This window comes from Kosakonia sp. HypNH10, from assembly GCF_029850615.1.
In the GTDB taxonomy this organism is placed as follows: Bacteria; Pseudomonadota; Gammaproteobacteria; order Enterobacterales; family Enterobacteriaceae; genus Kosakonia; species Kosakonia cowanii.
This window is the reverse complement of sequence record NZ_JAOTIU010000002.1, coordinates 436,071-460,644: the sequence shown is the minus strand read 5'-3', so window position 1 is coordinate 460,644 and position 24,574 is coordinate 436,071. Positions and strand designations below refer to the sequence as shown.

Sequence of the window (24,574 nt, the reverse complement as noted above, 5' to 3'; positions counted from 1 at the left end):
CTGCACACGTTAATGCAGTAACAACCCATAGGTGCAGTTAGCGCTGCTCTTTCCTCACGCGCTCAATATGGAGCGCGAGAAACATTGTCTCTTCGGTGGTCAGCCGCCGCTGATAGGTCGTTGCCAGATGAAGCGCCACTTTCTCGGCGCACTTCCATGCCAGCGGATAGTTATCTTTTACCGCCTGATGGAGGCTGAGATCGTCATCATCCACCACCGTGCTGTTCAGCATGCGCTGGGAGAAGAACTTCAGATGGGTAACAAAACGCTGATAGCTCAGCCCCTCTTCGTCATACTCCAGCTTTAACTGATACTGCACGATATGCAGGATCTCCTGCATCGCACGGGTGATATGCATCACCTCCGGCATCGCGCTGTTTAGCTGTGCCGTCACCAGATGCAGCGCAATAAAGCCCGCTTCATCTTCCGGCAACGCCACGCCGAGTCGCCTGGCGATGATCTCTCGCGCCTCATGCCCAAGGGCAAACTCCTTCGGGTAGAGACGCTTGATCTCCCACAGCAAACCGTTGCGGATCAGCAGCCCTTTTTTCTGCCGCTCGATGGCGAAGTAACAGTGATCGGTGAGCGTGATATAGAGGCTCTCCTGCAACTTCCCCAGCCGATCGCTGGCCAGCGCGATAATGCGATCGCAGGTGGTCATCACCTCCAGCGGGATCTGATTAAGCAGCTCGCCCAGGCGGCGTACCAGATCGTCGCTTTGCAGGGCGAAGACCTTTTCGATAGCACCCTCGTCGAGCCGATCGCCGGGACGCTTCTGAAAGGCAATGCCGCGCCCCATCACCACCTGCTCACGCTGCTGATCGTCCAGTACCACTGCGACGTTATTATTGAGTATTTTGGCGATACGCATGCCGCCCGCCGGAACCAGACCGGAAGAGAAACCTGCCTCGCCGATGTGTGACACCATCAGCGGAACAGAGCCTGATACTGGGCTTCATACTGCGGCGCATTCCACTGGCCATCGAACACCGTCAGGGTGATATAGCCTTTGTTGAGCCAGCCGGTATCGGTGTCAGACTTGTTCGGCATCATTATCTTTTCACTGATAACCTGCTGCGCACGGCCATCTTCCAGCAGCACATAGCTGTGCTGTGCTTCGGGGAAGGCCTCGTTGCCAATAAATTTCTCCCCCTTCACCGCGCTTTTCGCCAGCGGGGGATAGTTGATGCTCAGGCCGGATCCGGCTGGCAGCAGCGGCTGTCCAGGCTGGCGTTTTGCCTGAAGCTTATCGACCAGCGAGACCACATAATCGACCGAGTCCGGCCAGTATTTGTGCGTGCTCGGCCAGCCCGCTTTTTGCTCCTCTGCTGTAAACAGGTATCCGATGCTGGCGGCAATCGCCGGGTAGCCGTAGCGCACGGCGCGCACCGCTGCGCCCACGGTGCCGGAGTTAAGCTGCGTCACGCCGGTATTCGGGCCATCGTTAACACCGGAAATGACCAGGTCCGGCGGGTTCTCTTTCAGAATACCGAGCAGGCCAAAATCGATGGCATCCGCAGGCGTGCCGGGGAAGCAGTAGCGTTTTTCCGCTACCTTTTTCACATCGAAGATTTTGTTGGGTTTGAAGGTGATCGCCGAGCCAATCCCGCTCTGATTGGTGGCGGGTGCCACCATCCAGACATCAAAGCCTTTGGCGGCCAGTTTTTCCTGTAAGGAGATGGTACCGATGGAGTCGCAGCCGTCGTCGTTGACCAGTAAGATGCGCGTTGCGCGTTCAGCCGCATGAGCGCCGGTGGAGGCGAGTGCGGTGAGCAAAAGTGCCAGTAACGTTTTATTCACGGTGAAGCTCCTTATTGATTATGCAGACCAAATTTGTATTCCATAGTGATGCCGCCGCCGAGGCCATGTGAGCGGTGGAAATCGCGCTTATCGTCCGTCAGCCAGGGTTTGCCCTTCACCAGCTTCCAGCTGTAGCTCGGACCAAAGCCGGCAAACAGCGATAAGCCAGAGACCGCTTTCGGCGCCCACGCAATAAAACCGCCATACTCCCACTGATTTAATTTGACGCCCTGATATTTCGCCCCAAAACCATAATTAGCAAAAATACCTGTAGTCAGTTCCGGCGAGAGAACATATTTACCGTACCAATAAATCATCTGCTCATTATCATTGACGTAATCATTACCTTCGCCATCCGCCGGGCTATTAAATGCGCCACGGGTATTTTTACCCATGTGCCAATAGAATTGCCCGAGGCCATTATCCAACGGCGCTTTTGTTTTTGACCAGGCGACACCTGACTCCATTGCGTAATATTGATAGCCCACCAGCGCGAAAATATGCTGCGCACTATGCGTAAATCCGCGAGCACCTTCCCACTCTGCCAGCCCGCGATTGTAATACCATGCGCTACGTAATAATAGCGACTCTTTTTCGGCCAGCGGAAATGCAAATTGCGCCTCTATTCCCTGGCGGAAAAGATAATTATCACTTTCACCTGCCAGCCAGCTTACGCGTGTATTTTTATCAGGGCTCCAGCTTATATCACCGGTAACAATATGATCGATGGGCTTATTAGTTTTTAAGGTATAAAAGCGGCGCTTTTCCGGTTCATCACGTTCTGAAAAACGGGTGACCCAGGCGGCGCGGGCAGAAAGATCGCCCAGGCCGCTCTCGAGGCTTACCCCCTGCCACGAACTTGGCGCGGCCCGGCTACGCGTGACGCTGAGCGTGCCGAACTTATAAAGCTGCTTCCAGCCCGCGTAGAGCCTGGCATAGGCGTACTCATCCTCCCATTTGAGCTTGGCGTAAAGCTGCCCAACTTTGTTGAACCCTTCCGCATGACCGTTGTTATCACGCAGCAGATCGCGCCCGGCAAAGTCTTTATTCGCGTAGAGCTTAACTACGCTGTACCAGGAGGCATCGATACCGATAGCGTCCCGGTACCAGCCGCTCTGATAATCAAGCAGCGCGCCCTGCGCCCACGCTTTCTGGTCACCAATACCGGCTTCTGAGAGCTGGTTATTAGTATTAAGCATCCAGACATTTTTTAACGTGACATCGAACTTACTATTTTCAATAAAACCCTGAGTGTTGGGCAGTTCACTATTGGCAAAAGCGCAAGTGCCACTAATACCTGACAGGAACGCCAAAGGTAAGGCGAATTTAATATGTGCCATTTCTATTCCATTTTTATATTGCTGACCGCAACTGCCGCGTTAAAAAAGTGCTAACGCGTAAGGCTCAGGCAATTCCTTATAGTTATTTGCTTTACAGCTTTTATTTATGCACACCATCAAAACAAAAAAACCCAAACCCGAAATTCACAAGCGGTGAATTTGATGGTTTAGGTTTTGCCTGTTTAACAGTAACAACCCTGCGATGGTGTGGGTAAATAAATACCATCTCACTTGGAAATAATCTACGAGCAATTTAGTTAAGAGCGTAAAAGTGTGACTCAGATAACGCTACGAATTGAGGCAATTACATCGTAGCGTTGCATGTTCCTATATTTCAGCGCGCGCAATGGCCGCCGCAATATCCTGAGAAGTTTTGTAGGTGCGAATTTCCGCAAATAGCTCGCTGGCTTCGGCGTACTCTTTGCGCAGGTAGCCCAGCCACTGTTTAATGCGGGCGACGTGATACAAACCGGTATCACCCTGCTTCTCAAGCCGGCTGTATTTCGCCAGCAGCGCAACCACTTCAGGCCAGGGCATACGCGGCTCGTTATATTTCACTACCCGGCTGAGGTTTGGCACATTGAGTGCGCCGCGGCCAATCATCACCGCATCGCAGCCGGTCGCCGCCATGCACGCCTGCGCGCTCTGCCAGTCCCAGATTTCGCCGTTGGCAATCACCGGAATAGAAAGGCGCTGGCGGATCTCACCGATCGCCTGCCAGTTAATGCGCTCGGCTTTATAGCCATCCTCTTTCGTGCGGCCATGCACCGTCAGTTCGCTGGCACCCGCCTGCTGTACCGCATCGGCAATTTCAAACTGGCGGGCGGAGTTCTCCCAGCCAAGACGGATTTTCACCGTGACCGGCAGATGCGACGGTACCGCTTCACGCATCGCTTTCGCACCGCGATAAATCAGCTCCGGATCTTTGAGTAACGTCGCTCCACCGCCGCTGCCGTTGACCAGTTTCGACGGGCAACCGCAGTTAAGATCGACGCCCCAAGAACCAAGTTCAACCGCGCGGGCGGCATTTTCCGCCAGCCACTCGGGATATTGACCCAGCAGCTGTATGCGCACTAACGTGCCGGAGGAGGTGCGGCTCTGGCGCTGCAATTCCGGGCAGATTTTATGGAAGGATTTTACCGGCAGCAGCTGATCGACCACGCGCAGGAACTCGGTGATACAGAGATCATAATCATTGACGTCAGTCAGCAGTTCGCGCACCAGAGAATCAAGCACGCCCTCCATTGGAGCCAGTAATACACGCATAAATCACCCCGAAAAAATGAGGCGACATAGTAGCCGCTCTCCGGTAGGGAGGAAAGTGCCATTATGATTGAGCGCTGAAGGCTTAGCGCCCCTTTTTTTCACAGCCTGGCCGGTTTGAACCCATAATCTAACCAAATGGAATGTCTGGTATGCTCAAAATTCATGATGTGATCGGTAGCACGTTTTTAGCTTTAATTGTATGATGAATGCGTTTCAGCAAGGATTTCCACCATGAATAAGACACTGATAACTATCTGGCAGTACCTGCGAGCCTTCGCACTCATCTATGCCTGCTTATATGCGGGTATTTTTGTCGCCTCACTGCTGCCGATCGCTATTCCGGGCAGCATTATTGGCATGCTGATTATGTTTGTTTTACTGGCGCTGCAAATCCTGCCGGCGAAGTGGGTCAATCCCGGCTGTTTTCTGCTTATTCGCTACATGGCGCTGCTGTTTGTGCCTATCGGCGTCGGCGTCATGCAGTATTACGACGTGCTGCGCGCGCAGTTCGGCCCGATTGTGGTCTCCTGCGCGGTGAGCACGCTGGTGGTCTTTTTGGTGGTGAGCTGGAGTACCCATCTGGTACACGGCGAGCGTAAAGTAGCCGGTCGTGAGGAAACAAAAGAGTGATGGCCTATATCTGGTGGTCCCTGCCATTAACACTGGCGGTCTTTTTCGCCGCCCGCAAACTGGCCGCGCGCTTTAAGCTGGCGCTGCTTAACCCTTTGCTGGTAGCGATGGTGGTGATTATTCCCCTCCTGCTGCTGACCGGCACGCCCTACGATCACTACTTTCAGGGCAGCAAAGTGCTCAACGATCTGCTGCAACCCGCGGTCGTCGCGCTGGCGTTTCCTCTTTATGAACAGCTGCACCAGATCCGCGCGCGCTGGAAATCGATTATTACCATCTGCTTTATCGGCAGCCTGGTGGCGATGATCAGCGGAACGCTTATCGCACTATTAATGGGAGCGACGCCCGAGATTGCCGCCTCGATATTACCGAAGTCCGTCACCACGCCGATTGCGATGGCGGTAGGCGGCAGCATTGGCGGCATTCCAGCTATTAGCGCAGTGTGCGTGATTTTTGTCGGCGTGCTTGGCGCGGTCTTCGGGCACACCTTACTCAACCTGATGCGCATCAAGACCAAATCGGCACGCGGGCTGGCAATGGGCACCGCTTCACACGCGCTGGGCACCGCGCGCTGCGCGGAGCTGGATTACCAGGAGGGCGCTTTCAGCTCGCTGGCGCTGGTGATCTGCGGGATTATCACCTCGCTTGTCGCGCCGTTCCTCTTTCCGCTGCTGATTGCGCTGTGGGGTTAAAATTTGCGATGTGTCGCGCAATTCTTTAATGTGTTTCATTCGTTGCATAAATAGTGTGATTTGAGTCACATATAAAAGCGAAGCAGGCCCGTACACTGTCTCTCCAATACACTGCTATGAGGCACTGCTATGCATTCTCGTTTTCACACTGCTTTTTCCGGCCTGCCGGGTGAACTTCAGACCGCGCTGGCGCCTCTGCTGGCGGATGAACACTTCCCCGCTATGCTGAGCGCGGAGCAGGTGGCAACGTTGCAAAGCGCGACCCAGCTCGATGCCGATGCACTGGCCTTCGCGCTGCTGCCCCTCGCTGCCGCCTGCGCCCGCACGGATCTCTCCCATTTCAATGTCGGCGCGATTGCCCGCGGCGTCAGCGGCACCTGGTATTTCGGCGCCAATATGGAGTTTATCGGTGCCACTATGCAGCAGACGGTGCACGCCGAGCAGAGCGCCATCAGCCACGCCTGGCTGCGCGGTGAGACCGCACTGGAATCGGTCACCGTAAACTACACGCCGTGCGGCCACTGCCGACAGTTTATGAATGAGCTCAACAGCGGGCTTTCGCTGCGCATTAATCTGCCAGGCCGCGCGCCGCATACGCTCGGTGATTACCTGCCGGATGCCTTTGGGCCGAAAGATCTGGAGATTAAAACCCTGCTGATGGACGAACAGGATCACGGCTTCGCCCCGCGCGGCGATGCGCTGACCCAGGCCGCGATTGCCGCAGCCAGCCAGAGCCACTCCCCTTATACTCAATCACCTTCCGGCGTTGCCCTGCTCTGCCGCGACGGGCAGATCTTCAGCGGACGTTATGCGGAGAACGCGGCGTTCAACCCAACGCTGCCGCCGCTGCAAGGTGCGCTTAATCTGCTCAGCCTGAGCGGTTTCGACTACCCGGACATTACGCGCGCCGTGCTGGCGGAACGCACTGACGCGCCGTTAACGCAGTGGGATGCAACAGCTGCAACGCTGCGTGCGTTAGGTTGCGAAGCGGTTGAGCGCGTAACGCTCTGATGCGCATCACTGCGGTTAAGGCCGCAGTGATGAAAAACAGCGCGATTGAGCTGCCGTTTCTTGCGCTTGCGGTGTGGGTAAAGTAGCCTGAGTGCAATTTCAATCCCTTACCGAGCCTGCTTCATGTTAAAGCGTGTTTTTTACAGCCTGATAGTCCTCATTGGTCTGCTGGTGTTAACCGCGCTGGGTCTCGATCGCTGGATGAGCTGGAAAACCGCCCCCTATATCTACGACGACCTGCAGGATCTCCCCTGGCGCCAGGTCGGCGTGGTGCTTGGCACTGCCAAATATTACCGCACCGGTGTGATCAACCAATATTACCGCTACCGCATTCAGGGTGCCCTTAACGCCTATAACAGCGGCAAGGTGAACTATCTGCTGTTGAGCGGCGATAACGCCCAGCAGAGCTATAACGAGCCGGTGACGATGCGCAAAGATCTGATCGCTGGCGGCGTTGATCCTGCGGATATCGTCCTTGATTATGCCGGTTTCCGTACGCTGGACTCGATTGTCCGCACGCGCAAAGTGTTCGACACCAACGACTTCATTATCATCACCCAGCGCTTCCACTGTGAACGCGCGCTGTTTATCGCCCGCCACTTAGGCATTCAGGCGCAGTGTTATGCCGTGCCGTCACCAAAAGATATGTGGAGCGTGCGGGCGCGCGAATTCGGCGCCCGGCTCGGCACAATTGCAGATCTCTATCTGTTTAAACGTGAACCCCGTTTCCTTGGGCCTTTAGTGCCGATCCCTGCGATGCATGAAGTGCCTGAAGATGCTCAGGGCTACCCGGCGGTCACGGCCGAGCAGTTAATCGATATGCAAAAAAAGAGGTAACAGAGCGGATTACGTGAATGGCACCGTGCGGCCACTGCTTTTGACCGGGCGGAGAAGCGTGAAGTCACGGGCGATAAAGCCCTGGTGGTCAATAACAGCGGAGGCGTTTCTCTCCAGCGTCCATGTGCCGTTCAGCGCGTTAAACTGCATCACTCTCTCCCCTTCCGGCGTCTTCACCAGATAGTCTCCCGTTTTCAGATACCCTGCGCTGCAGGTGATCCGTGCCGGCGGATTGTTGTCCATTCTGTACTCGATCTTGCGAAACCCGGTCTGCACCGAGCAGAAGTAGAAAAACGGCAACGACGTGACGGTGAGATCGCCGACTTTGGCAATCACTTCGCCATCACGAAGCAGTTCAACATTTTTTAAAACGAAATTCACCTGACTGGTTTTTTCATGCGGTGCGTGGTCAATTCTAAAAAAAACAAAATTCATAAGCGCCCCTTGAGCTGCCATCACAACTCTCAAAGATTGTCCTTTAAGCGTATGTAGCCGCTGCGATGAAGGCCTTCAGAATCCCCTTAAATTTGATCGGTTCTTCAATAAGATGCGCGCAGGACGGGGGTTTCAAGGCACAAACAAGGCACAGGACAACGCAGCGTAAGCTGCATGACACGTGCCTTTGCGGAGGTCAAAAGGGGGGGAAAATCAGGCGACTTTTTCGTGCTCGATTTCATGCTCCGTCAGGCTGCGCTGCAAATCGTAGATCAGGCTGCGCACCATATCGGGAGTTAAGCTGAAAAACTGCGAGTCAAAAGTCGATGCACCCGGGCCATATGGCGAAGTGCTGTAACCAAACTTCACAACGATGCTCTGCTGCTTGTCTACCGCGCCCACTTGCCATCCAGTGACGGGGAATGCCGGAAAAGCGAATTCATTCTTCATCCTAATCTCCTTATAAACGTTGGGACTACATAAAGCGTAGCAGCGACGCGGGATTTCTCCATGTCGAATAGATGAAGTTTTCTAATAGCAGAACAATAAAAAAGCCCGCACAGGGCGGGCTTGAGAGCAGCGCAGAAGGATTACTTCTTACGCGCGTATTTCAGGGAGTCCAGCGCCACGGCGAAGATGATGATCCCGCCCTTGATGATGTACTGCCAGTAAGGGTTGATGCCGATATAGGTCAGGCCGTAGTTGATCACGGTAAAGATGATCACACCGGTTACCACGCCCAGCACGGTACCGACACCGCCGCTGAAGGAGACGCCGCCCACCACGCACGCGGCAATCGCATCCAGCTCATACATAAAGCCGAGGTTGTTGGTCGCCGAGCCGATACGCCCCGCTTCCAGCAGCCCGCCGAAGGCGTAGAAGACGCCGGAGAGGGCATAGATCATCAGCAAGTTCAGCGCGACGTTCACACCAGACACTTTTGCCGCTTCCGGGTTGCCGCCGATAGCGAAAATGTTCTTACCGAAGCGGGTCTTGTTCCACAGCACCCAGACAAACGCCACGGCGATCAGCGCGTAGAAGGTGATGTAAGAGAGGCGGAAGCTGCCGAGCGCAATAAAGCCCTGGGTAAAGGTGGAGAAGCCGCTGTCGAAGCCCGAGATTGGTGACGCGCCGACAAAGTCGTAGTACAGGGAGTTGATACCGTACACGATAATCATCGTGCCCAGCGTGGTGATAAACGGCGTTACATTCAGGTAAGCGATGATAATACCGTTGATCAGGCCGATAATCGCGCCGATAACGCAGACGATCAGCACAACGACGATAATCGGCATTGTTGCCATCTCCGGGAACACCTTGTTGGCGTTCTCCATCGATTGCAGCAGCGTAGCCGCCACTACCGCCGCCAGCCCGACCTGACGTCCGGCAGAGAGGTCGGTGCCCTGGGTAACAATCAGGCCCGCGACGCCGAGCGCGATAATAATACGCACCGAAGACTGGGTCAGAATATTACTTAGGTTCAGCAGGCTTAAGAACGTAGGGTCCTGGAAAATAATAATGGCCAGCAACACTAAAAGAACGACGTAAATACCGCCATCTTTCAGATAAGTGAGAAAAGTCTTTTTATTTAACGCACTCATGAGGAGCCCCTGATCTTAAAGGTGCAAAGACGCAAGACGGAGAATTTCGTTTTGCGTTGTCGTTTTAGTATCAACAATTCCAGCGACGAGGCCATTGCTCATTACCAGAATACGGTCAGTGATGCCTAACAACTCAGGCATTTCAGAGGAGATAATAATGATCCCCTTCTCTCTTTTCGCCAGTTCAGCAATCAGCTGATAAATTTCAAACTTCGCACCCACGTCAATACCGCGCGTCGGTTCATCAAGCATCAAAATTTCCGGCTGGGTTAATAACCAGCGTCCAATAATCACTTTCTGCTGATTACCGCCGGAAAGGGAACCAATCTGCGTGCGGTGGCCAGGCGTTTTTACCCGCATCGAGTCAATAACCCATTGGGTATCGCTCTTCATGCGGCTATTATCCAGCAAGCCCACTTTGTTTCGGTAGTTCTGAATATTGGAGATTAATGAGTTAAATCCAATATCTAAATAGGCATAAATACCGGTCGAGCGGCGCTCTTCGGTGACCAGCGCAAAGCCGTTATTAATGGCTTCATTGGCGGTATGGTTATTAATCGCTTTACCGTGCAGCTTAATAGTGCCGCCCGATTTTTCACGGATACCAAACAGCGTCTCCACGATATCGGTACGCTTCGCGCCCACCAGCCCGGCAATCCCGAGAATTTCGCCCTTGCGCAGATCAAAGCTCACATCACGAATCGACGGCTGACGCAGGGAGGTGAGATTACGCACCTCCAGGATGGTCTCGCCAGGCGTGTTGTGCTTGTCCGGGAAGCGCTGGTTCAGGGAACGGCCGACCATCATGGCGATGATCTTATCCATATCCAGCCCTTCCAGCGGCTGGGTAGCAATCCACTGACCATCGCGCAGCACGGTAATTTCATCGCACAGCTGGAATATCTCTTCCATTTTGTGCGAGATATAAACAATGCCGCAGCCACGCTCTTTCAGCTTGCGGATAATTTTAAACAGATGGTTGACCTCTTTTTCGGTCAGCGATGAGGTCGGCTCATCCATAATGACGATTTTGGCGTCATAGGAGAATGCTTTCGCAATTTCGATCATCTGCATCTGGGAAACGGATAATGTCCCGACACGCGCACGGGGATCAATATCAATATCCAGCTCATCAAAGATGGCTTTCGTGTCGTGGTACATCTTATCCTGATCGACAAACACGCCTTTGGTCGGGTAACGCCCAAGCCACATGTTGTCCATCACCGAACGCTGTAATACCAGGTTCAACTCCTGGTGCACCATCGAAATACCGTTTTCCAGCGCCTCTTTGGCGGAGTGGAAATCGATCTCTTTACCCTGAAATAGAATGCTGCCGGAATCTTTTTGGTAGATCCCAAAAAGGCATTTTAATAATGTCGATTTACCCGCACCGTTTTCACCCATCAATGCATGAATAGAGTGAGGACGGACTTTTAAATTGACATTATCGAGCGCCTTTACGCCGGGAAAGGACTTGTTGATATTGCTCATTTCCAACAAGAATTCACCTGACGACTGAGTATTATTGCTGACCATAATTCTACCTTGTTGGCCTGGCATATCATTTTTATAAAAGGGCGTATTAAACAATACGCCCAGTGAGAACGGTCGAACTAAATCTTATTTACCGGTAATTTGCGCCAGGTTGTCTTTATCAACGCCGACGTAAGGAATACGGACAATTTTGTTCTCAATTTTCCAGGTGGTGCCATCTGCCGCACCTTTGCCATCTGCAAGGTTTTTCGCCAGATCGAAAGTCGCTTTCGCCTGGTTGTTGGCATCGTTCAGCACGGTACCGGCCATCGCGCCCGATTTCACCAGTGCCAGCGCTTCTGGCAGTGCATCGACGCCAAATACCGGAATGGAGGATTTGTTGTGTGCTTTCAGCGCTTCAACCGCGCCCATTGCCATCGCATCGTTGTTGGCGATCACCACTTCGATTTTGTTAGCGTTCGGGCCAGAGAGCCACGCGTCCATCTTATCTTTCGCCTGGGCGGTGTCCCACATTGCAGTATCTAATGCCAGCTGCTGGGTTTTGATGCCTTTATCGTTCAGCTCTTTAATCACGTAGGTGGTACGCGCTTCAGCATCCGGGTGGCCCGGCTCGCCTTTCAGCAGCACGAACTGAATCTGACCATCTTTGTTCAGATCCCAGCCCGGGTTAGCCGCCCAGTGTTTGGCAATCAGGTCGCCCTGAATCACGCCGGACTCTTTGGAGTCGGTACCGACGTAGTAAGCTTTGTCATAGCTATCCAGCGCTTTGCGGGAAGGCTCTTTGTTGAAGAAGACGATAGGCACATTCTGCCCGCGCGCTTTCTCGATCACCGTACCCGCCGCAGCCGGGTCAACCAGGTTGATGGCAAGGGCTTTAACCCCTTTTGCCAGCAGGACGTCGATCTGATCATTCTGTTTGGATTGGTCGTTCTGGGAGTCGTTCATCAGCAGCTGAACATCCGGTGCCGCTTTACCGTCTTTCTCAATCGCCTTACGCACAACGGACATGAAGTTGTCGTCATATTTATAGATGGTCACACCAATACGGGTATCCGCTGCGTGTGCGGCTGCGCCAAACAGCATGCTTGCCATGACAGCAGACAGAGTCAACACCTTCTTATTCATGGTATCTCCGGTTTTATTATATGCAGGGTAGTGCTTGTGAATAGTGCTCGGCGGGTCAGTATGTTAAGAAGAGGTTACTGACACCCGACGTCCACGCTAAAAAAATTCAATCGTCCGTGTTCGGTAACGCTCCAGAAGATCGCTTTATCCGATGCTTTTACGTGAACGTTTCATTAAAAATGAATACTCACCGTTACATCGTGTTTCAGCTTCCAAAACGCTGACATCATAGTCAGCGCCTTGTTAAGATACTGTGAATTTACTCACAGATTGAAAACGGTTACATCACGACGCATTACGAGTTAGTGATCGGTGCCACATTTTGCCGCAACGCCACGGAATGACGGCGTACCAGCGTCGGCATAAAGCAGTGCGCGGCCTGCGGATCGAGCTTGCCCGCCGCCCCCTGTAGCGCCAGCTCCGTCGCCAGCCGCGCCATTGAGGCCACCGGGTAGCGCACGGTGGTTAATTGCGGGTCGGTGTAACGGGCAATCGGGATATCATCGAAACCAATCAGTGACAGATGCTGCGGCACCGCAATGCCGTTATCTTTCAGCGCCGTCAGCGCGCCCGCCGCCATGCTGTCGTTGTAAGCGAAAACGGCGGTGAGTTGCAGGTTGCGCCCCAGCAGTTCCACCATCGCCGCCTCCCCGCCCTGCATATCCGGCGAACCGGTGCCAACCCAACTGTCCGGCGCGGCAATGCCCTGCTCTTCGAGTGCGCGGAACCACCCTTCGCGGCGCGAATCGTTATCTTCAATCTGATGGCTGGAGGCGAGGTAGCCGATGCGTTGATGGCCGTTATTCAGCAGCATGCGCGTCGCCATCACCGCCCCGCTGACGTTATCAAGGCAGACGCAGCGGTGGGCGTAACCGGGCACCACGCGGTTGATCAGCACCATGCCGGGGATCTGCTCCATAAAGCCGGTCAGCTCTTCATCGCTGAGCGCTTTTGAGTGCACAATCAGGGCGTTACAGCGCTGACGTATCAACACCTCAATGGCGTGGCGCTCTTTTTCCGCCTCATGATAGCTGTTGCCAATCAGCACATATTTTTGATGTTCCTGCGCGACGGTATCCACCGCTTTGACCAGCGCGCCAAAGAAGGCATCGGAGACATCCATCACGATCACGCCGATGGTGTCGCTCACCTGCGTCGCCAGCGCCTGGGCGTTGGCGTTCGGGCGATAACCGAGCTGGGCGACCGCCTGCATCACGGTTTCGCGCGTCTCCTGGCTGACCAGGGCGCTGTTGTTGAGTACGCGGGAAACCGTCGCGACGGAGACGTTCGCATGACGGGCAACGTCACGAATGGTGATCATTTTTTCCCACCTTGTCTGAATGGCGGCACGTCACAGGCACCCCCTGGGTAAAGTAAGGAGGCTATTCTGGCAGTCGCGGTGGCTTTGCTACGTGAGAGGCATCACATCAATGGAAACGGTTACATCGCATTTGTTAACGATTGTGATCCAGATCGTTATCTGCTTGTAGGAGGTAATGCGCTGCCTGCCGCACGGGCGGTGAGTTGACGCCACAGCCACTCAACCGGCCCCTGACGAAAACGCCTGAGCCACAGCACGGAGAAGAGGATGTTAACCGCCCAGACGGCGGGGACGATCGCCAGCAGTTGCAGGCGGTCAAAGCGCATAAAGAGATTGAAGTGGTAAAACAGCGTGGTGCAGATCAGCGTCTGCAACAGATAGTTACTCAGCGCCATGCGCCCGACGCAGGCGATAGCGCTCACCAGTTTGCTGGCGCAGATTTGCGGCCAGAAGCCCCACGCCAGCGCCGCATAGCCGATGGCCTGCACCGGCGCACTCAGCTCGCGCGGTGCCTGCAAAAAGAAGGCGCACCAGCGGTAAGACCAGCCCAGTTGCCACTGGGCGACAATGGCCGGAATATTTACCGCCATTCCCGTAACCACCAGCAGCGCGCCGACGCGCCGGTAGTGGCGCAGCGGGAACTGCCCTCTCATCCAGCCGCTGCGCATCAGCGCGGCACCGATCAACATTAGCCCGGCCAGCTGCCAGCCATACTGCACGCCGAGCGCCAGCAAGGCGTTTGACAAGAGATCGCTGCGGTTGCTCAGCCCCTCCATCAGCGTGCCGCTGGTGCGCCACCAGGCTTCATACTGCACGTTAGCGGCATCGGGCAGCCAGGAGTTGTTCGGCGTGGTACCGGAGATCGCGCCAAGCAGCAACAATACGACAATGCCGATGAGATAGAGCACCACGCCGGTATGAAACATCGCTTTCACGCTCTGCGCATCGCGAATCATTCGCCAGCCGATAAGCCCCACCAGGCCATAAGCCAGCAGAATATCGCCTTCCCAGAAGAAGAGTGCATGAATGAAACCGAGCAGCACCAGCAGCGTCAGGCGCGACTGGATCCAGCGCTTGCCGCGCAGCAGCAGCATCTGCAACCCGGCACCAAAGAGAATGGCGAACAGCGAGAGAAATTTTACCTGCGCAAAAAGGTCGAGCAGCGCCCAGGTCCAGGCATCATGCAGGGTGATGTCGCCATACCAGGCGGGATTAAGATAGGCCGCCTTCGGCAGACCAAAGGCGGTGATATTGAGCAGCAGAATGCCGAGAATGGCGAGGCCACGAATAAAATCGAGCGTGACGCTCCTTCCCATGTTGGCGCTCCCGCAATCAGTTAGTGTGGCGAACGGCGCGCAGGAACTCCTGGCGGGTGTTCTGGCTCGACTTAAACAGGCCACCGAGCGAGGTGGTGGTGGTGGCACTGGTCGCATCACGAATGCCGCGCGCTTTCACACAATAATGGACCGCATCAATCGATACCGCGACATTGTTGGTGCCAAGCAGGGTTTGCAGCGCGGTGAGGATCTGCTGGGTCAGGCGTTCCTGAACCTGCGGACGCTGGGCGAAGAACTGCACAATGCGGTTGATTTTCGACAGGCCAATCACCGACGCTTTCGGGATGTAAGCGACAGTAGCTTTACCGTCGATCGTGACAAAGTGGTGTTCGCAGGTGCTGGTGAGCGTAATGTCGCGCACCGTTACCATCTCATCGACCTTCATCTTATTTTCAATGACGGTGATTTTCGGGAAATTGGCGTAATCGAGGCCGGAGAAGATCTCATCGACATACATTTTGGCGATGCGATGCGGCGTTTCCATCAGGCTGTCATCATTCAGATCGAGATTGAGCAGCTGCATAATCTCGGTCATATGGCCGGCGATAAGGCGTTTACGGGTTTCATTATCCATTTGCACCGGGGGGCGCAGCGGGGTTTCCAGACCACGGGCAACCAGCGCCTCGTGCACCAGCGCCGCTTCTTTACTGAGTGATGACATATTTTCTTCTTCTCCTGCAGGTATGGCGTGCTTCGCGTGTTGCGGCGAAGTGAGGCAACATTGTGCGTGAGGTCGCGCACATAATCCACCCCCGCCGGGGATTATTATTGAAATCGCCGCTGCCTTTCAGGCGCGCCGTTTCCATACCAGAACGCCGCCAATCACCAGCGCAACCGCTGCAATGCCGAGCGCCGGTTCAAGGCGTCCGGTAAGCCAGGTCGAGAGCGCGGAGGTCATCGGGCCGACTAACTGCCCGAGCGCATAGCCGGTGGTGAGCAGCCCCGCCATATAGCGCGCGTGATAGGGAGCCAGCTCGCGACCATAGAGTAGCGAAAGCTGCACCGCACAGAGAAAACCGCCGCCGACCAGCACCGCGCCGCACACCAGCCCGCTCACCCCCGGCAGAAGCCAGGCTGCCAGCACGCCCGCGCCCTGCAACCAGAGGACTATCGCCAGCCGCTGATGGCTCTGCCCGCAGTGGCGCAGCAGAATACTGAGACCAATGCCGATCACTGCCGCGAGGCCGAAAACCGGCCAGACAAACTGGGCAAACAGGCTGCCGGGAAAGCGCAGCGCTGCCATCTGCGACAAAAAGGTAGCGGGCAGAATATAGCCAAACCCGGCCAGGCTGTAGCTCCAGACCAGCCGTTTCAGATCGGTGGTCAGGTGCAGAGGCTGCGTCTTCACCTCCGGGCGGTGCCACTCACCGGGCTTCGGTAAGTAGCGGGCAATCAGCGCCACCAGCAGCAGCGCCAGCACGCCATAAACTTGCCATGCTGACGCAGCGCTTAAGCCTTTGGCCTGAATCGCTACCGCCAGCAATCCGCTTAACGCGATGCCCGCGCCCGGCCCGGCAAACACCGCCGCGCTGAGGCCCGGCTTTCCGGCATGGGCCAGCCGCTCATTGGTCCACGCGGCAATCAGCACCATTCCCCAGCCGCTCATCGCGCCGATAATCAGCCGAATCGCACCATGCAGCAGCGCGTTGTCTGCCAGCGCAGAGAGGAAGGTGAGCAGCACCGCGCCGCCAATGCCAAGCCACAGGCGCACTTCGATATGCCGCTTCGCGCGCATCGCATCCCAGGCACCGAGCAGATAACCCAGGTAGTTAATGGCTGCCACCAGCCCGGCGCTGGTGAGGGTGAGCTGGCCGTCGCGGATCATCAACGGCACCTGCGGGGTAAAGGCAAAGCGGCCAATACCCATCACCACCACCAGTACGATAAAACCGCAAAGCGCGACGCGTAGCGCCATCTCCGCCTCCAAATGTTAATGTAAAGTTATGTTTATGATGCAGTATGTTGCGCAAGTGCGGAAGTGAAAGTTACTCACAGCGGCGTGAATTATCTGTATTATGCAGGGTTATCACTCTGTTTATCTCTGTGAAACCTGAGGAGCCCCGCATGGAATTGCTCGAAGAGCACCGCTGTTTTGAAGGCTGGCAGCAGCGCTGGCGTCACGACTCCAGCGTCCTGAACTGCGCCATGACGTTCAGCATCTTTTTACCGCCGCAGCGTAGCGATGCGCGCCCGCCGGTGCTTTACTGGCTCTCCGGCCTGACCTGCAATGATGAGAATTTCACCACCAAAGCCGGTGCGCAGCGCGTCGCCTCTGAGCTGGGCATTGTGCTGGTGATGCCGGACACCAGCCCGCGCGGCGATGAGGTGGCTGATGCCGACAGCTACGATCTGGGTAAAGGGGCAGGCTTCTATCTTAACGCCACGCAGCAGCCGTGGGCCGCGCACTACCGGATGTTTGATTATCTGCGCGACGAACTCCCGGCCCTTATCCAGAGCGAGTTTAACGTCAGCACCCAGGCGGCGATCAGCGGTCACTCCATGGGCGGCCACGGCGCGCTGATTATGGCGCTGAAAAACCCGGGCCGTTACACCAGTGTTTCCGCCTTTGCGCCGATTGTGAACCCGTTGCAAGTGCCGTGGGGGCAGAAAGCCTTTACTGCCTATTTAGGCGAGGATGCCAGCCAGTGGCGCGAATGGGACAGCTGTGCGCTGATGCTGGAAAGCGGCGAAGGTGACGCCATCCCGACCCTTATCGATCAGGGGGACAGCGATCAGTTCCTCGCCGATCAGCTCCAGCCAGCGCGGCTGGCAGAAGTGGCGCGGCAGAAAAGCTGGCCGCTGACCCTGCGCATTCAGCCGGGGTACGATCACAGCTACTTCTTTATCGCCTCGTTTATTGAAGATCATCTGCGCTTCCATGCGCAGCACCTCTTCCGCTAATCGTCACCCCGGCGTTTTCGCGCCGGGGTCTCTCATCAGAAGCGGTAATCAATCGCCGCAAAGTAGCGACGCCCATCTTCGTTAAAGCTGTAGTCATCCCGGCTAAGATCTTTATCGCCGAGGTTGAGCACGCCCGCGCGCAGTTTGACGTTTTTCGTCGCCTGCCACGCGCCGCCCGCATTCCAGATAACATACCCGCCCGGCGTTGCGCCCTGTGACACCGAGCGTTTTTCGCCGCTGTAGTTCGCCGAAACGTAGAACGACCACGCGTCGTTAGCCTGCCAGTCCAGCGTGCCGTTAGCGGTGTGGAACGGCAGATCCTGCAACGGTTTATTGCCACCGCCGCTCAGGTTGCGCCCGTCGTTATAGGTGTAATTCAGGGTCAGCTTCCACGCTTCATCGAACGGGATTTTCACCTCCGTCTCCACGCCCTGAATCCGCGCTTTATCGACGTTGTAGTAGCGGAACACCGGTACTCGCGCCCCGCGAGCGTTACGTTCAAAGCCGACAAAGTTCGGGTAACCCGGTGCCTCGGTCAAACTGGGGGTACGGCTGATATTGATCATATCCTCAATATTGTTCTGGAACGCGGTAACGCTGCCCTGCACGCCCTCCAGCCAGCCTTCTTCGCCGCTGTAGTAAAGCCCCAGTTCGAAGCTTTCGCTGGTTTCCGGTTTCAGCTCCGGGCTGCCGACAATCCGGCAACTGCCGCGGCAGGAGTTGGTCGCCCAGTCGGGGCTTAGCTGCAACAGCGACGGCGCTTTAAAGGCCGTTGCCCAGCCCCCTTTCACCGTTATGGTATCGGTGGCGCTCCACACCAGATAGGCGCGCGGGCTCCAGTGATCGCCATAGGTTTCATGGTCATCCATGCGAATGCCGGTGGTCAGCGCCAGCGGCTGGACAATGCGCCACTCATCTTCGATAAACAGTGCGTACTGGCTGGAGGAAGTTTTACTGCTGTTGCCGCCGGTCAGGTTGATCGGATCGTTGAGCTTGTCATGACGCCACTCGCCGCCCAGCGTCACTAACTGATTAATCTCACCGAGCGGGAGCACCACTTTGCCATCCACGGTATTACTTTCTGAACGGATGGCGCTGGCGTTGCCGGGGTTTTTGTTATCGATCTTCTCACCGTAAAAACGCAGCTCGCTATTGGCGCTGCCCCAGCGCCCGTTGTGCGCCAGCGAGTAGTTCTGGCGGTCGAGGCGGTTTTTGTTCAGTGAATCAGAGTTGCGATCCTGGCGGTCATAACCGTAACCAGCGGTAAAGTCGTGATCTTTTGTTGGCGTCCAGGCCAGTTCAATATTGCCATCGCGGCTGGTAAAGCCCTCGATGCGCGGTGACTCACCGCTGGCGGCGGTTTGCGACGCTTGTTGCCGATCTTTTTCGCGCTTCGCCACACCGCCAAAGGCCTTCAGCCCGAGCACGCCGTCAATCAGTGGCCCGCTGGTGTAGAACTGGCCATTTTGCGTATCGCCGCGATCGCGGTGCGCCTGAATGGTGGTATCCGCTGTGATTGAGCCGCTCCAGCGCTGGCCGATTTTTTTGGTGATGATATTCACCACGCCGCCGAGGGCGTCGGAGCCATACAGCGACGACATCGGGCCGCGCACCACTTCAATGCGCTCAATCGCTTCTACCGGGATCCAGTTGAGGTCAAAATCGTTGTGGCGGAAGACGGCATTGCGCGAGTTGACGCGCTTGCCATCAATCAGGATCAGGGTGTAACTGCTGTCCAGCCCGCGCAGGCTGACGCCTTTGCGGTTATCCCCTTCATTGGTGAGCTGCACGCCGGGCACCTCTTTCAGCACATCTTTCAGGTTTTGCACAGGCCTGCGCTGTAAATCCTGCTGCGTGATGACACTGATGCTGGCAGGCGCATCTTTCAGGTTCTGCTCGCTGGCCGAAGCGGTCACCACCAGCGTTTCACCCTCCCCTGCGGCGGCCATCACCGGCAGCGCCAGCGTTAACGCGGACGCACAGAGGCCTCCCCGCATAATGGGATTCAAGGTAAACATTCCGTAACTCCATGAGGTCTGAAAAAGAGATTGAAAAATTTGCTCACGTATTGCAAAACCGCGCACCGTTACATTGACGGCAGCGTTATAGATTGTGGAAACATCAGGCGCATGAATCCCGCCGGGTTCCCTTTATTTTCAGCCGCTTACATTAATGTAAACGAGAATGATTATCAATTTCGAGAACTTAAAGTTATGTAAAGAATGGAAGGAAAAAAGCGGGAGAGAGGGATAAAAATACGCCCTCTGAGCAGAGGGCGTCAAGCAGGCAATTATTTGGTAAAGCGTTCCGGGAACTCCATCTCGCTGTAGCGCACAAAGCGCGTTCCTTTGCTGAACTTGTAGCCCAGCCAGATCACCAAAAAGAGCGGAATGCCGATATAGGTCGCCGTCACCGCGCCCCAGTCAATGGAGTCTTCGAGGAAGGCCTGATAGTTCTGCCCAAGGGTAATAATCAGGCAGAGCACAAAGGCGAAGATCGGCCCAATCGGGAAGAAGCCGGAGCGGTACGGCAGGTTATCCAGCGAGTGGCCCTGCGCAACATAACCGCGGCGGAAACGGTAGTGGCTGATGGCAATCCCCAGCCAGGCGATAAAGCCCGTCATGCCGGAGGTGTTGAGCAGCCACAGGTAAACGGTCTGGTTGCCAAACATCGAGGTGAGGAAGCAGAGACCGGCAATCACCGTGGTGGCATAGAGCGCGTTGCGCGGCACGCCGCCTTTCGACAGTTTGGCGAAGATACGCGGCGCTTTACCGTCGCAGGCCAGCGTGTAGAGCATACGGGTCGACGCATACATGCCCGAGTTACCCGCCGAAAGTACCGCCGTCAGGATCACCGCATTCATTACCGCCGCCGCCGAAAGCAGGCCAGCATGTTGGAACACCAGCGTGAACGGGCTGACGCTGATATCTTTCACGTCGTTACGCAGCAGGCTTGGATCGGTATAGGGAATGATCAGGCTGATAATCAAAATCGCGAAGACGTAAAAAAGCAGGATTCGCCAGAAGACCTGACGCACCGCGCGCGGAATGTTCTTCTCCGGATCTTCGGATTCACCAGCCGCAATACCGATAAGCTCGGTGCCCTGGAAGGAGAAGCCAACAATCATCGCCACGCCAATCATCGCCGAGAAACCACCGGCAAACGGCGCGTCGCCGATACTCCAGTTGCTCCAGCCCGCCGGTTTTTCCCCCTGGAAAATGCCGACAATCATCATCACGCCGACGATGATAAAGATGATCACAGTGGTCACTTTGATCAGCGAAAACCAGTATTCCGCTTCGCCAAAGCCTTTCACCGAGATGTAGTTAAGCAGGAAGATCACTACCAGGAAGAGCGCACTCCAGATCCAGCCCGGCGTATCCGGGAACCACCAGGTCATCACCAGTTGGGAAGCCACCAGGTCAACGGCGATAGTTACCGCCCAGTTGTACCAGTAGTTCCAGCCGAGGGCGAAGCCGAAGCCCTCTTCCACATATTTCTGCCCGTAGGTCGAAAAGGAGCCGGAAACCGGCATAAAGGCGGCAAGTTCGCCAAGGCTGGTCATCAGGAAATAGACCATCAGGCCAATCAGCATATAGGAGAGCAGCGCGCCGCCCGGCCCCGCTGAGGAGATGGTCGCCCCGGAGGCGACGAACAGACCGGTCCCGATGGAGCCGCCAATTGCGATCATCGTCAGATGACGCGCTTTCAGTGCACGACGAAGCGTGGTCGCTTCTGTGGTTTTTGTTTCGGAAACCATAAGAAAAAGCTATCCATCCAAAAAATGAGGCGCGATTGTAGCAGACGAAACGCGGCCCTTCCGGTGGAAAAGGTCTCTTATTAGAGACCTTCATAATTGGCCGCGAATTATAAGTAAAGCAGTGAATGGAGGATGTTGCGAGGCGAAAACGCGCGGTCAGGCGAGACCGCGTACCGAAGCGATAAACTGCTGTAACTCAGGCGTACGCGGCTGGCTGAAGAAGGTTTTACTCGCCCCCTGCTCCCACACTTTGCCCTGATGCATAAACACCACCCGATCGCCCACTTCACGGGCGAAATTCATCTCATGGGTGACCAGAATCAGCGTCATCCCTTCTGCGGCAAGCTTCTCCAGCACCCGCAGCACTTCACCGACCAGCTCGGGATCGAGCGCCGAGGTGATCTCATCGCAGAGCAGCACTTTCGGCTTCATCGCCAGCGCGCGGGCAATGGCAACGCGCTGCTGCTGACCGCCGGAAAGGCTCGACGGCGCATAATCGATGCGATCGCCGAGTCCGACTTTCTCCAGCATCTCCACCGCCAGCTCGCGGCAGGCTTCAGCCGGCATTTTCAGCACCCGGCGCGGCGCCAGCATCACATTTTCCAGCGCTGTCATATGCGGAAAGAGGTTGAAGCTCTGAAACACCATGCCAACGGAGCGGCTGATCTCCCGCGCCTGCGATTCACGGTCGGTTACCGTCATGCCGCCAAGTTTGATGCTGCCATCCTGGTAGCCCTCCAGCCCGTTCATGCAGCGCAACAGGGTGCTTTTGCCCGAGCCGCTGCGCCCGATTATCGACACCACTTCGCCCATCTCAATATCGAGGCTTACGCCCTTCAGCACATGGTTGTCGCCATAATATTTCTGAACATCATTAATGGTGATGAGCGGCATGGAACTTTTTCTCCAGATAGCGGCTGTAGCGCGACAGCGGATAACACAGCAGGAAGTAGCCCGCGGCGACGAGGCCGAAGACCTTAAACGGAGCAAAGGTGACGTTGTTCAGCATGGTGCCCGCCTTGGTTAGTTCGACAAAGCCGATGATGGAGGCCAGCGCCGTGCCCTTCACCACCTGCACGGAAAAGCCCACCGTCGGCGCAATAGCAATGCGGATCGCCTGCGGGGCGATAACGCGAAACAGCGTCTGACCAAAGCTCAGCCCGAGACAGCGGCTGGCTTCCCACTGCCCTTTTGGCAGGGCGCGGATCGACCCGTACCAGATATCGAGCAGAAAGGCGCTGGTAAAAAGGGTTAAAGCAAGCGTGGCGGCGGTCCAGGCGCTGACATCAATACCGAACAGCCCGAGGCCAAAAAAGGCGAGGAACAGCTGCATCAGCAGCGGCGTGCCCTGAAACAGCGCGGCATAGGCGCTGACAAAACGCTGCGGCCAGCGCCAGCGGCCAAGGCGCACCATCAGCAATGGGAGCGTCACCAGCGTGCCGCAGAAAAAGGCGATCAGTGAGAGCAGCACCGTCCAGCGGGCGGCCAGCAGCAGGTTGCGCACAATATCCCAGTCGGTAAAAGTACTCATCATGCTCTGCTCCCTAACCATTTGCGCCCAATCGCCAGCAGCGCCTGGCGCATCAGCAGCGAGAGCGCGAGGTAAATCAGCGTGGTGACGAAATAGACTTCAAAACTTAAGAAGGTGCGCGACTGGATAAGGTTCGCCATAAACGTCAGTTCCTCATAAGAGACCTGCGACACCACCGACGAGCCGAGCATCACCATCACGCACTGGCTGACCAGCGCCGGGTAGATCCGCGCCAGCGCGGGCGGCAGCACCACGCGCAGGAAGGTCTGAACCTTTGTCAGGCCAAGTACGCGCGCCGCTTCCCACTGCCCTTTTGGCGTCACCTGAATGCCCGCGCGGATAATCTCCGTGCTGTACGCGCCGAGGTTAATCAGCATAGCGAGCAGCGCCGCCTGCCCGGCGGTGAGCTTCAGCCCCAGCCCCGGCAACCCAAAAACAATAAAGAAGAGTTGCACAACAAACGGCGTGTTGCGGATCACCTCGACATAGATCCCCCAGAGCGTGCGCAGCACACCCGGTTTGCCGCTGCGCAGCGCCGCGCCGAGGATGCCAAGCGCGACGCCGCCTACCGTTGCCAGCAGCGTCAGGGTGATGGTTGTCCACAATCCGGCCAGCAGTTCGGGCCAGAAGGGCCAGAGCGCGGCGAAATCAAGCGTCACCGTCATCGCTTATGCGCCAAAGTTTGCGGGCAGCGGGGCCTGCATCCACTTCTGCGAGAAGCTGTTGAGCGTGCCCTCTTTCTGCGCCTGATCGACCAGCTTGTCGACCTCGGCCTTCAGCGCCGGCTGGTTTTTCATCAGCCCGATAAAGCAGGGAGAGTCCTCAAGCATAAATTTGCTCACCGGCGCATTTTGCGGGTTCTGGCGGGCAATTGCTGCGACGACCACATTGCCTGTGGCGAGGAAGGCAACCTGGCCGGAGAGATAGGCCGAGAGCGTGGTGTTGTTATCTTCATAACGCTTCACCTGGGCATGTTTTGGCGCGATATCACTCAGCACCATATCCTCCACCGCGCCGCGGGTGACGCCGATGGTTTTGCCGCTCAGGGCTTTCGCATCGGCAAGGGTGGCGTCTTTCGGGCCAAAGACGCCGAGGAAGAATGGCGCATAGGCGCGGCTGAAATCGATCACCCGCTCACGCTCGGCGTTTTTACCGAGGCTTGAGATCACCAAATCGACTTTGTTGGTTTGCAGATAGGGCACGCGGTTTGCGCTGGTGACCGGCACCAGTTGCAGCTTCACCTTCATCCCTTTCGCCAGGTAGTTGGCCATGTCGATATCGTAGCCCTGCGGCTGCAAATCGGTGCCCACCGAGCCAAACGGCGGGAAATCCTGCGGGACGGCCACGCGCAACACGCCGCGCTGTTGAATATCCTGTAACTGATCCGCCAGCGCCTGGGCGGAACAGATCATCATTACTGCTGCACTGGCTGTCGCCATCATCCACTTTTTCATCTCAACACCTCATCGCCCATGAAACAAAAGATTCTTTGA

24 protein-coding genes are annotated in these 24,574 nt (G+C 56.1%); 5 read left to right on the top strand and 19 right to left on the bottom strand.

The window, feature by feature from the left end; genetic code table 11:
- Positions 1-37: 37 nt before the first annotated feature.
- The 4 genes from bglG to dusC all read right to left on the bottom strand — a co-directional run bounded on the left by bglG (position 38) and on the right by dusC (position 4,406).
- Positions 38-871: a transcriptional antiterminator BglG gene (gene bglG / locus N7V53_RS08365; RefSeq protein ID WP_023479686.1), complete on the bottom strand. Its 834-nt coding sequence runs from the start codon at positions 869-871 to the stop codon at positions 38-40.
- Positions 872-927: 56 nt separating this feature from the next.
- Positions 928-1,800, bottom strand: a complete 873-nt coding sequence (surE, locus tag N7V53_RS08360; RefSeq protein ID WP_279793033.1) for a 5'/3'-nucleotidase SurE — start codon at positions 1,798-1,800, stop codon at positions 928-930.
- 11 nt (positions 1,801-1,811) lie between these two features.
- On the bottom strand, positions 1,812-3,140 hold the full coding sequence (locus tag N7V53_RS08355) for an OprD family outer membrane porin (protein WP_023479718.1): 1,329 nt from the start codon (positions 3,138-3,140) through the stop codon (positions 1,812-1,814).
- A gap of 327 nt (positions 3,141-3,467) precedes the next feature.
- The gene (dusC, locus tag N7V53_RS08350; protein WP_034812978.1) at positions 3,468-4,406 is read right to left on the bottom strand and encodes a tRNA dihydrouridine(16) synthase DusC; all 939 of its coding nucleotides are present in this window, start codon (positions 4,404-4,406) and stop codon (positions 3,468-3,470) included.
- Positions 4,407-4,637: 231 nt separating this feature from the next.
- On the opposite strand from dusC, the gene N7V53_RS08345 reads away from it, so the two are divergent.
- From N7V53_RS08345 to sanA, 4 genes are all read left to right on the top strand, one after another.
- Positions 4,638-5,036 carry a CidA/LrgA family protein gene (locus N7V53_RS08345; RefSeq protein ID WP_023479889.1) on the top strand — a complete coding sequence of 133 codons (399 nt, stop codon included), beginning with the start codon at positions 4,638-4,640 and terminating at the stop codon, positions 5,034-5,036.
- The gene (locus N7V53_RS08340; protein WP_034812975.1) at positions 5,033-5,728 is read left to right on the top strand and encodes a CidB/LrgB family autolysis modulator; all 696 of its coding nucleotides are present in this window, start codon (positions 5,033-5,035) and stop codon (positions 5,726-5,728) included. The genes N7V53_RS08345 and N7V53_RS08340 overlap by 4 nt, the downstream gene beginning before the upstream one ends.
- A 129-nt stretch (positions 5,729-5,857) precedes the next feature.
- The gene (cdd, locus tag N7V53_RS08335; RefSeq protein ID WP_279793032.1) at positions 5,858-6,739 is read left to right on the top strand and encodes a cytidine deaminase; all 882 of its coding nucleotides are present in this window, start codon (positions 5,858-5,860) and stop codon (positions 6,737-6,739) included.
- A 123-nt stretch (positions 6,740-6,862) separates the two neighbouring features.
- Positions 6,863-7,576 carry an outer membrane permeability protein SanA gene (gene sanA / locus N7V53_RS08330; RefSeq protein WP_023479806.1) on the top strand — a complete coding sequence of 238 codons (714 nt, stop codon included), beginning with the start codon at positions 6,863-6,865 and terminating at the stop codon, positions 7,574-7,576.
- 9 nt (positions 7,577-7,585) lie between these two features.
- Here sanA and N7V53_RS08325 read toward each other — a convergent pair whose 3' ends face one another.
- The 9 genes from N7V53_RS08325 to N7V53_RS08285 form a co-directional block, all read right to left on the bottom strand.
- Entirely contained in the window at positions 7,586-8,011 is a 426-nt protein-coding gene (locus N7V53_RS08325) for a hypothetical protein (protein WP_279793031.1), read from the bottom strand.
- A gap of 213 nt (positions 8,012-8,224) precedes the next feature.
- Positions 8,225-8,461, bottom strand: coding sequence for a bssS family protein (locus N7V53_RS08320; RefSeq protein WP_023479777.1), 237 nt, complete (start codon positions 8,459-8,461; stop codon positions 8,225-8,227).
- Positions 8,462-8,601: 140 nt separating this feature from the next.
- Positions 8,602-9,612 (bottom strand): galactose/methyl galactoside ABC transporter permease MglC, encoded by a 1,011-nt coding sequence (gene mglC / locus N7V53_RS08315; protein WP_023479719.1) that lies wholly within the window; start codon positions 9,610-9,612, stop codon positions 8,602-8,604.
- Between the two features lie 15 nt (positions 9,613-9,627).
- A complete protein-coding gene (gene mglA, locus N7V53_RS08310; protein WP_042715899.1) occupies positions 9,628-11,148 on the bottom strand; it encodes a galactose/methyl galactoside ABC transporter ATP-binding protein MglA in 1,521 nt (506 codons plus the stop codon).
- 84 nt (positions 11,149-11,232) lie between these two features.
- On the bottom strand, positions 11,233-12,231 hold the full coding sequence (mglB, locus tag N7V53_RS08305; RefSeq protein WP_279793030.1) for a galactose/glucose ABC transporter substrate-binding protein MglB: 999 nt from the start codon (positions 12,229-12,231) through the stop codon (positions 11,233-11,235).
- Positions 12,232-12,526: 295 nt separating this feature from the next.
- The gene (gene galS / locus N7V53_RS08300; RefSeq protein WP_279793029.1) at positions 12,527-13,552 is read right to left on the bottom strand and encodes an HTH-type transcriptional regulator GalS; all 1,026 of its coding nucleotides are present in this window, start codon (positions 13,550-13,552) and stop codon (positions 12,527-12,529) included.
- Between the two features lie 155 nt (positions 13,553-13,707).
- Positions 13,708-14,868, bottom strand: a complete 1,161-nt coding sequence (yeiB, locus tag N7V53_RS08295) for a DUF418 domain-containing protein YeiB (protein ID WP_279793028.1) — start codon at positions 14,866-14,868, stop codon at positions 13,708-13,710.
- A 16-nt stretch (positions 14,869-14,884) separates the two neighbouring features.
- Positions 14,885-15,550 (bottom strand): GTP cyclohydrolase I FolE, encoded by a 666-nt coding sequence (gene folE / locus N7V53_RS08290; RefSeq protein ID WP_279793027.1) that lies wholly within the window; start codon positions 15,548-15,550, stop codon positions 14,885-14,887.
- 126 nt (positions 15,551-15,676) lie between these two features.
- On the bottom strand, positions 15,677-16,804 hold the full coding sequence (locus N7V53_RS08285) for a YbfB/YjiJ family MFS transporter (RefSeq protein WP_279793026.1): 1,128 nt from the start codon (positions 16,802-16,804) through the stop codon (positions 15,677-15,679).
- A gap of 149 nt (positions 16,805-16,953) precedes the next feature.
- Between N7V53_RS08285 and fghA the strand changes: the two genes are divergently transcribed.
- Positions 16,954-17,790 carry an S-formylglutathione hydrolase gene (gene fghA / locus N7V53_RS08280; RefSeq protein WP_200133319.1) on the top strand — a complete coding sequence of 279 codons (837 nt, stop codon included), beginning with the start codon at positions 16,954-16,956 and terminating at the stop codon, positions 17,788-17,790.
- Between the two features lie 35 nt (positions 17,791-17,825).
- On the opposite strand, the gene cirA is transcribed toward fghA, so the two are convergent.
- The 6 genes from cirA to N7V53_RS08250 all read right to left on the bottom strand — a co-directional run bounded on the left by cirA (position 17,826) and on the right by N7V53_RS08250 (position 24,535).
- Positions 17,826-19,808 carry a catecholate siderophore receptor CirA gene (cirA, locus tag N7V53_RS08275; protein ID WP_279793025.1) on the bottom strand — a complete coding sequence of 661 codons (1,983 nt, stop codon included), beginning with the start codon at positions 19,806-19,808 and terminating at the stop codon, positions 17,826-17,828.
- A 272-nt stretch (positions 19,809-20,080) separates the two neighbouring features.
- Positions 20,081-21,550 (bottom strand): amino acid permease, encoded by a 1,470-nt coding sequence (locus N7V53_RS08270; RefSeq protein WP_124967809.1) that lies wholly within the window; start codon positions 21,548-21,550, stop codon positions 20,081-20,083.
- A gap of 156 nt (positions 21,551-21,706) precedes the next feature.
- Positions 21,707-22,444: an amino acid ABC transporter ATP-binding protein gene (locus N7V53_RS08265; RefSeq protein ID WP_124967808.1), complete on the bottom strand. Its 738-nt coding sequence runs from the start codon at positions 22,442-22,444 to the stop codon at positions 21,707-21,709.
- The gene (locus tag N7V53_RS08260) at positions 22,425-23,081 is read right to left on the bottom strand and encodes an amino acid ABC transporter permease (protein WP_023479714.1); all 657 of its coding nucleotides are present in this window, start codon (positions 23,079-23,081) and stop codon (positions 22,425-22,427) included. The genes N7V53_RS08265 and N7V53_RS08260 overlap by 20 nt, the downstream gene beginning before the upstream one ends.
- Complete coding sequence (locus tag N7V53_RS08255; protein WP_124967807.1) at positions 23,081-23,746, bottom strand: amino acid ABC transporter permease; 666 nt, start codon at positions 23,744-23,746, stop codon at positions 23,081-23,083. The genes N7V53_RS08260 and N7V53_RS08255 overlap by 1 nt, the downstream gene beginning before the upstream one ends.
- Before the next feature lie 3 nt (positions 23,747-23,749).
- Positions 23,750-24,535 (bottom strand): transporter substrate-binding domain-containing protein, encoded by a 786-nt coding sequence (locus tag N7V53_RS08250; RefSeq protein WP_279793024.1) that lies wholly within the window; start codon positions 24,533-24,535, stop codon positions 23,750-23,752.
- Between the last annotated feature and the right edge of the window lie 39 nt (positions 24,536-24,574).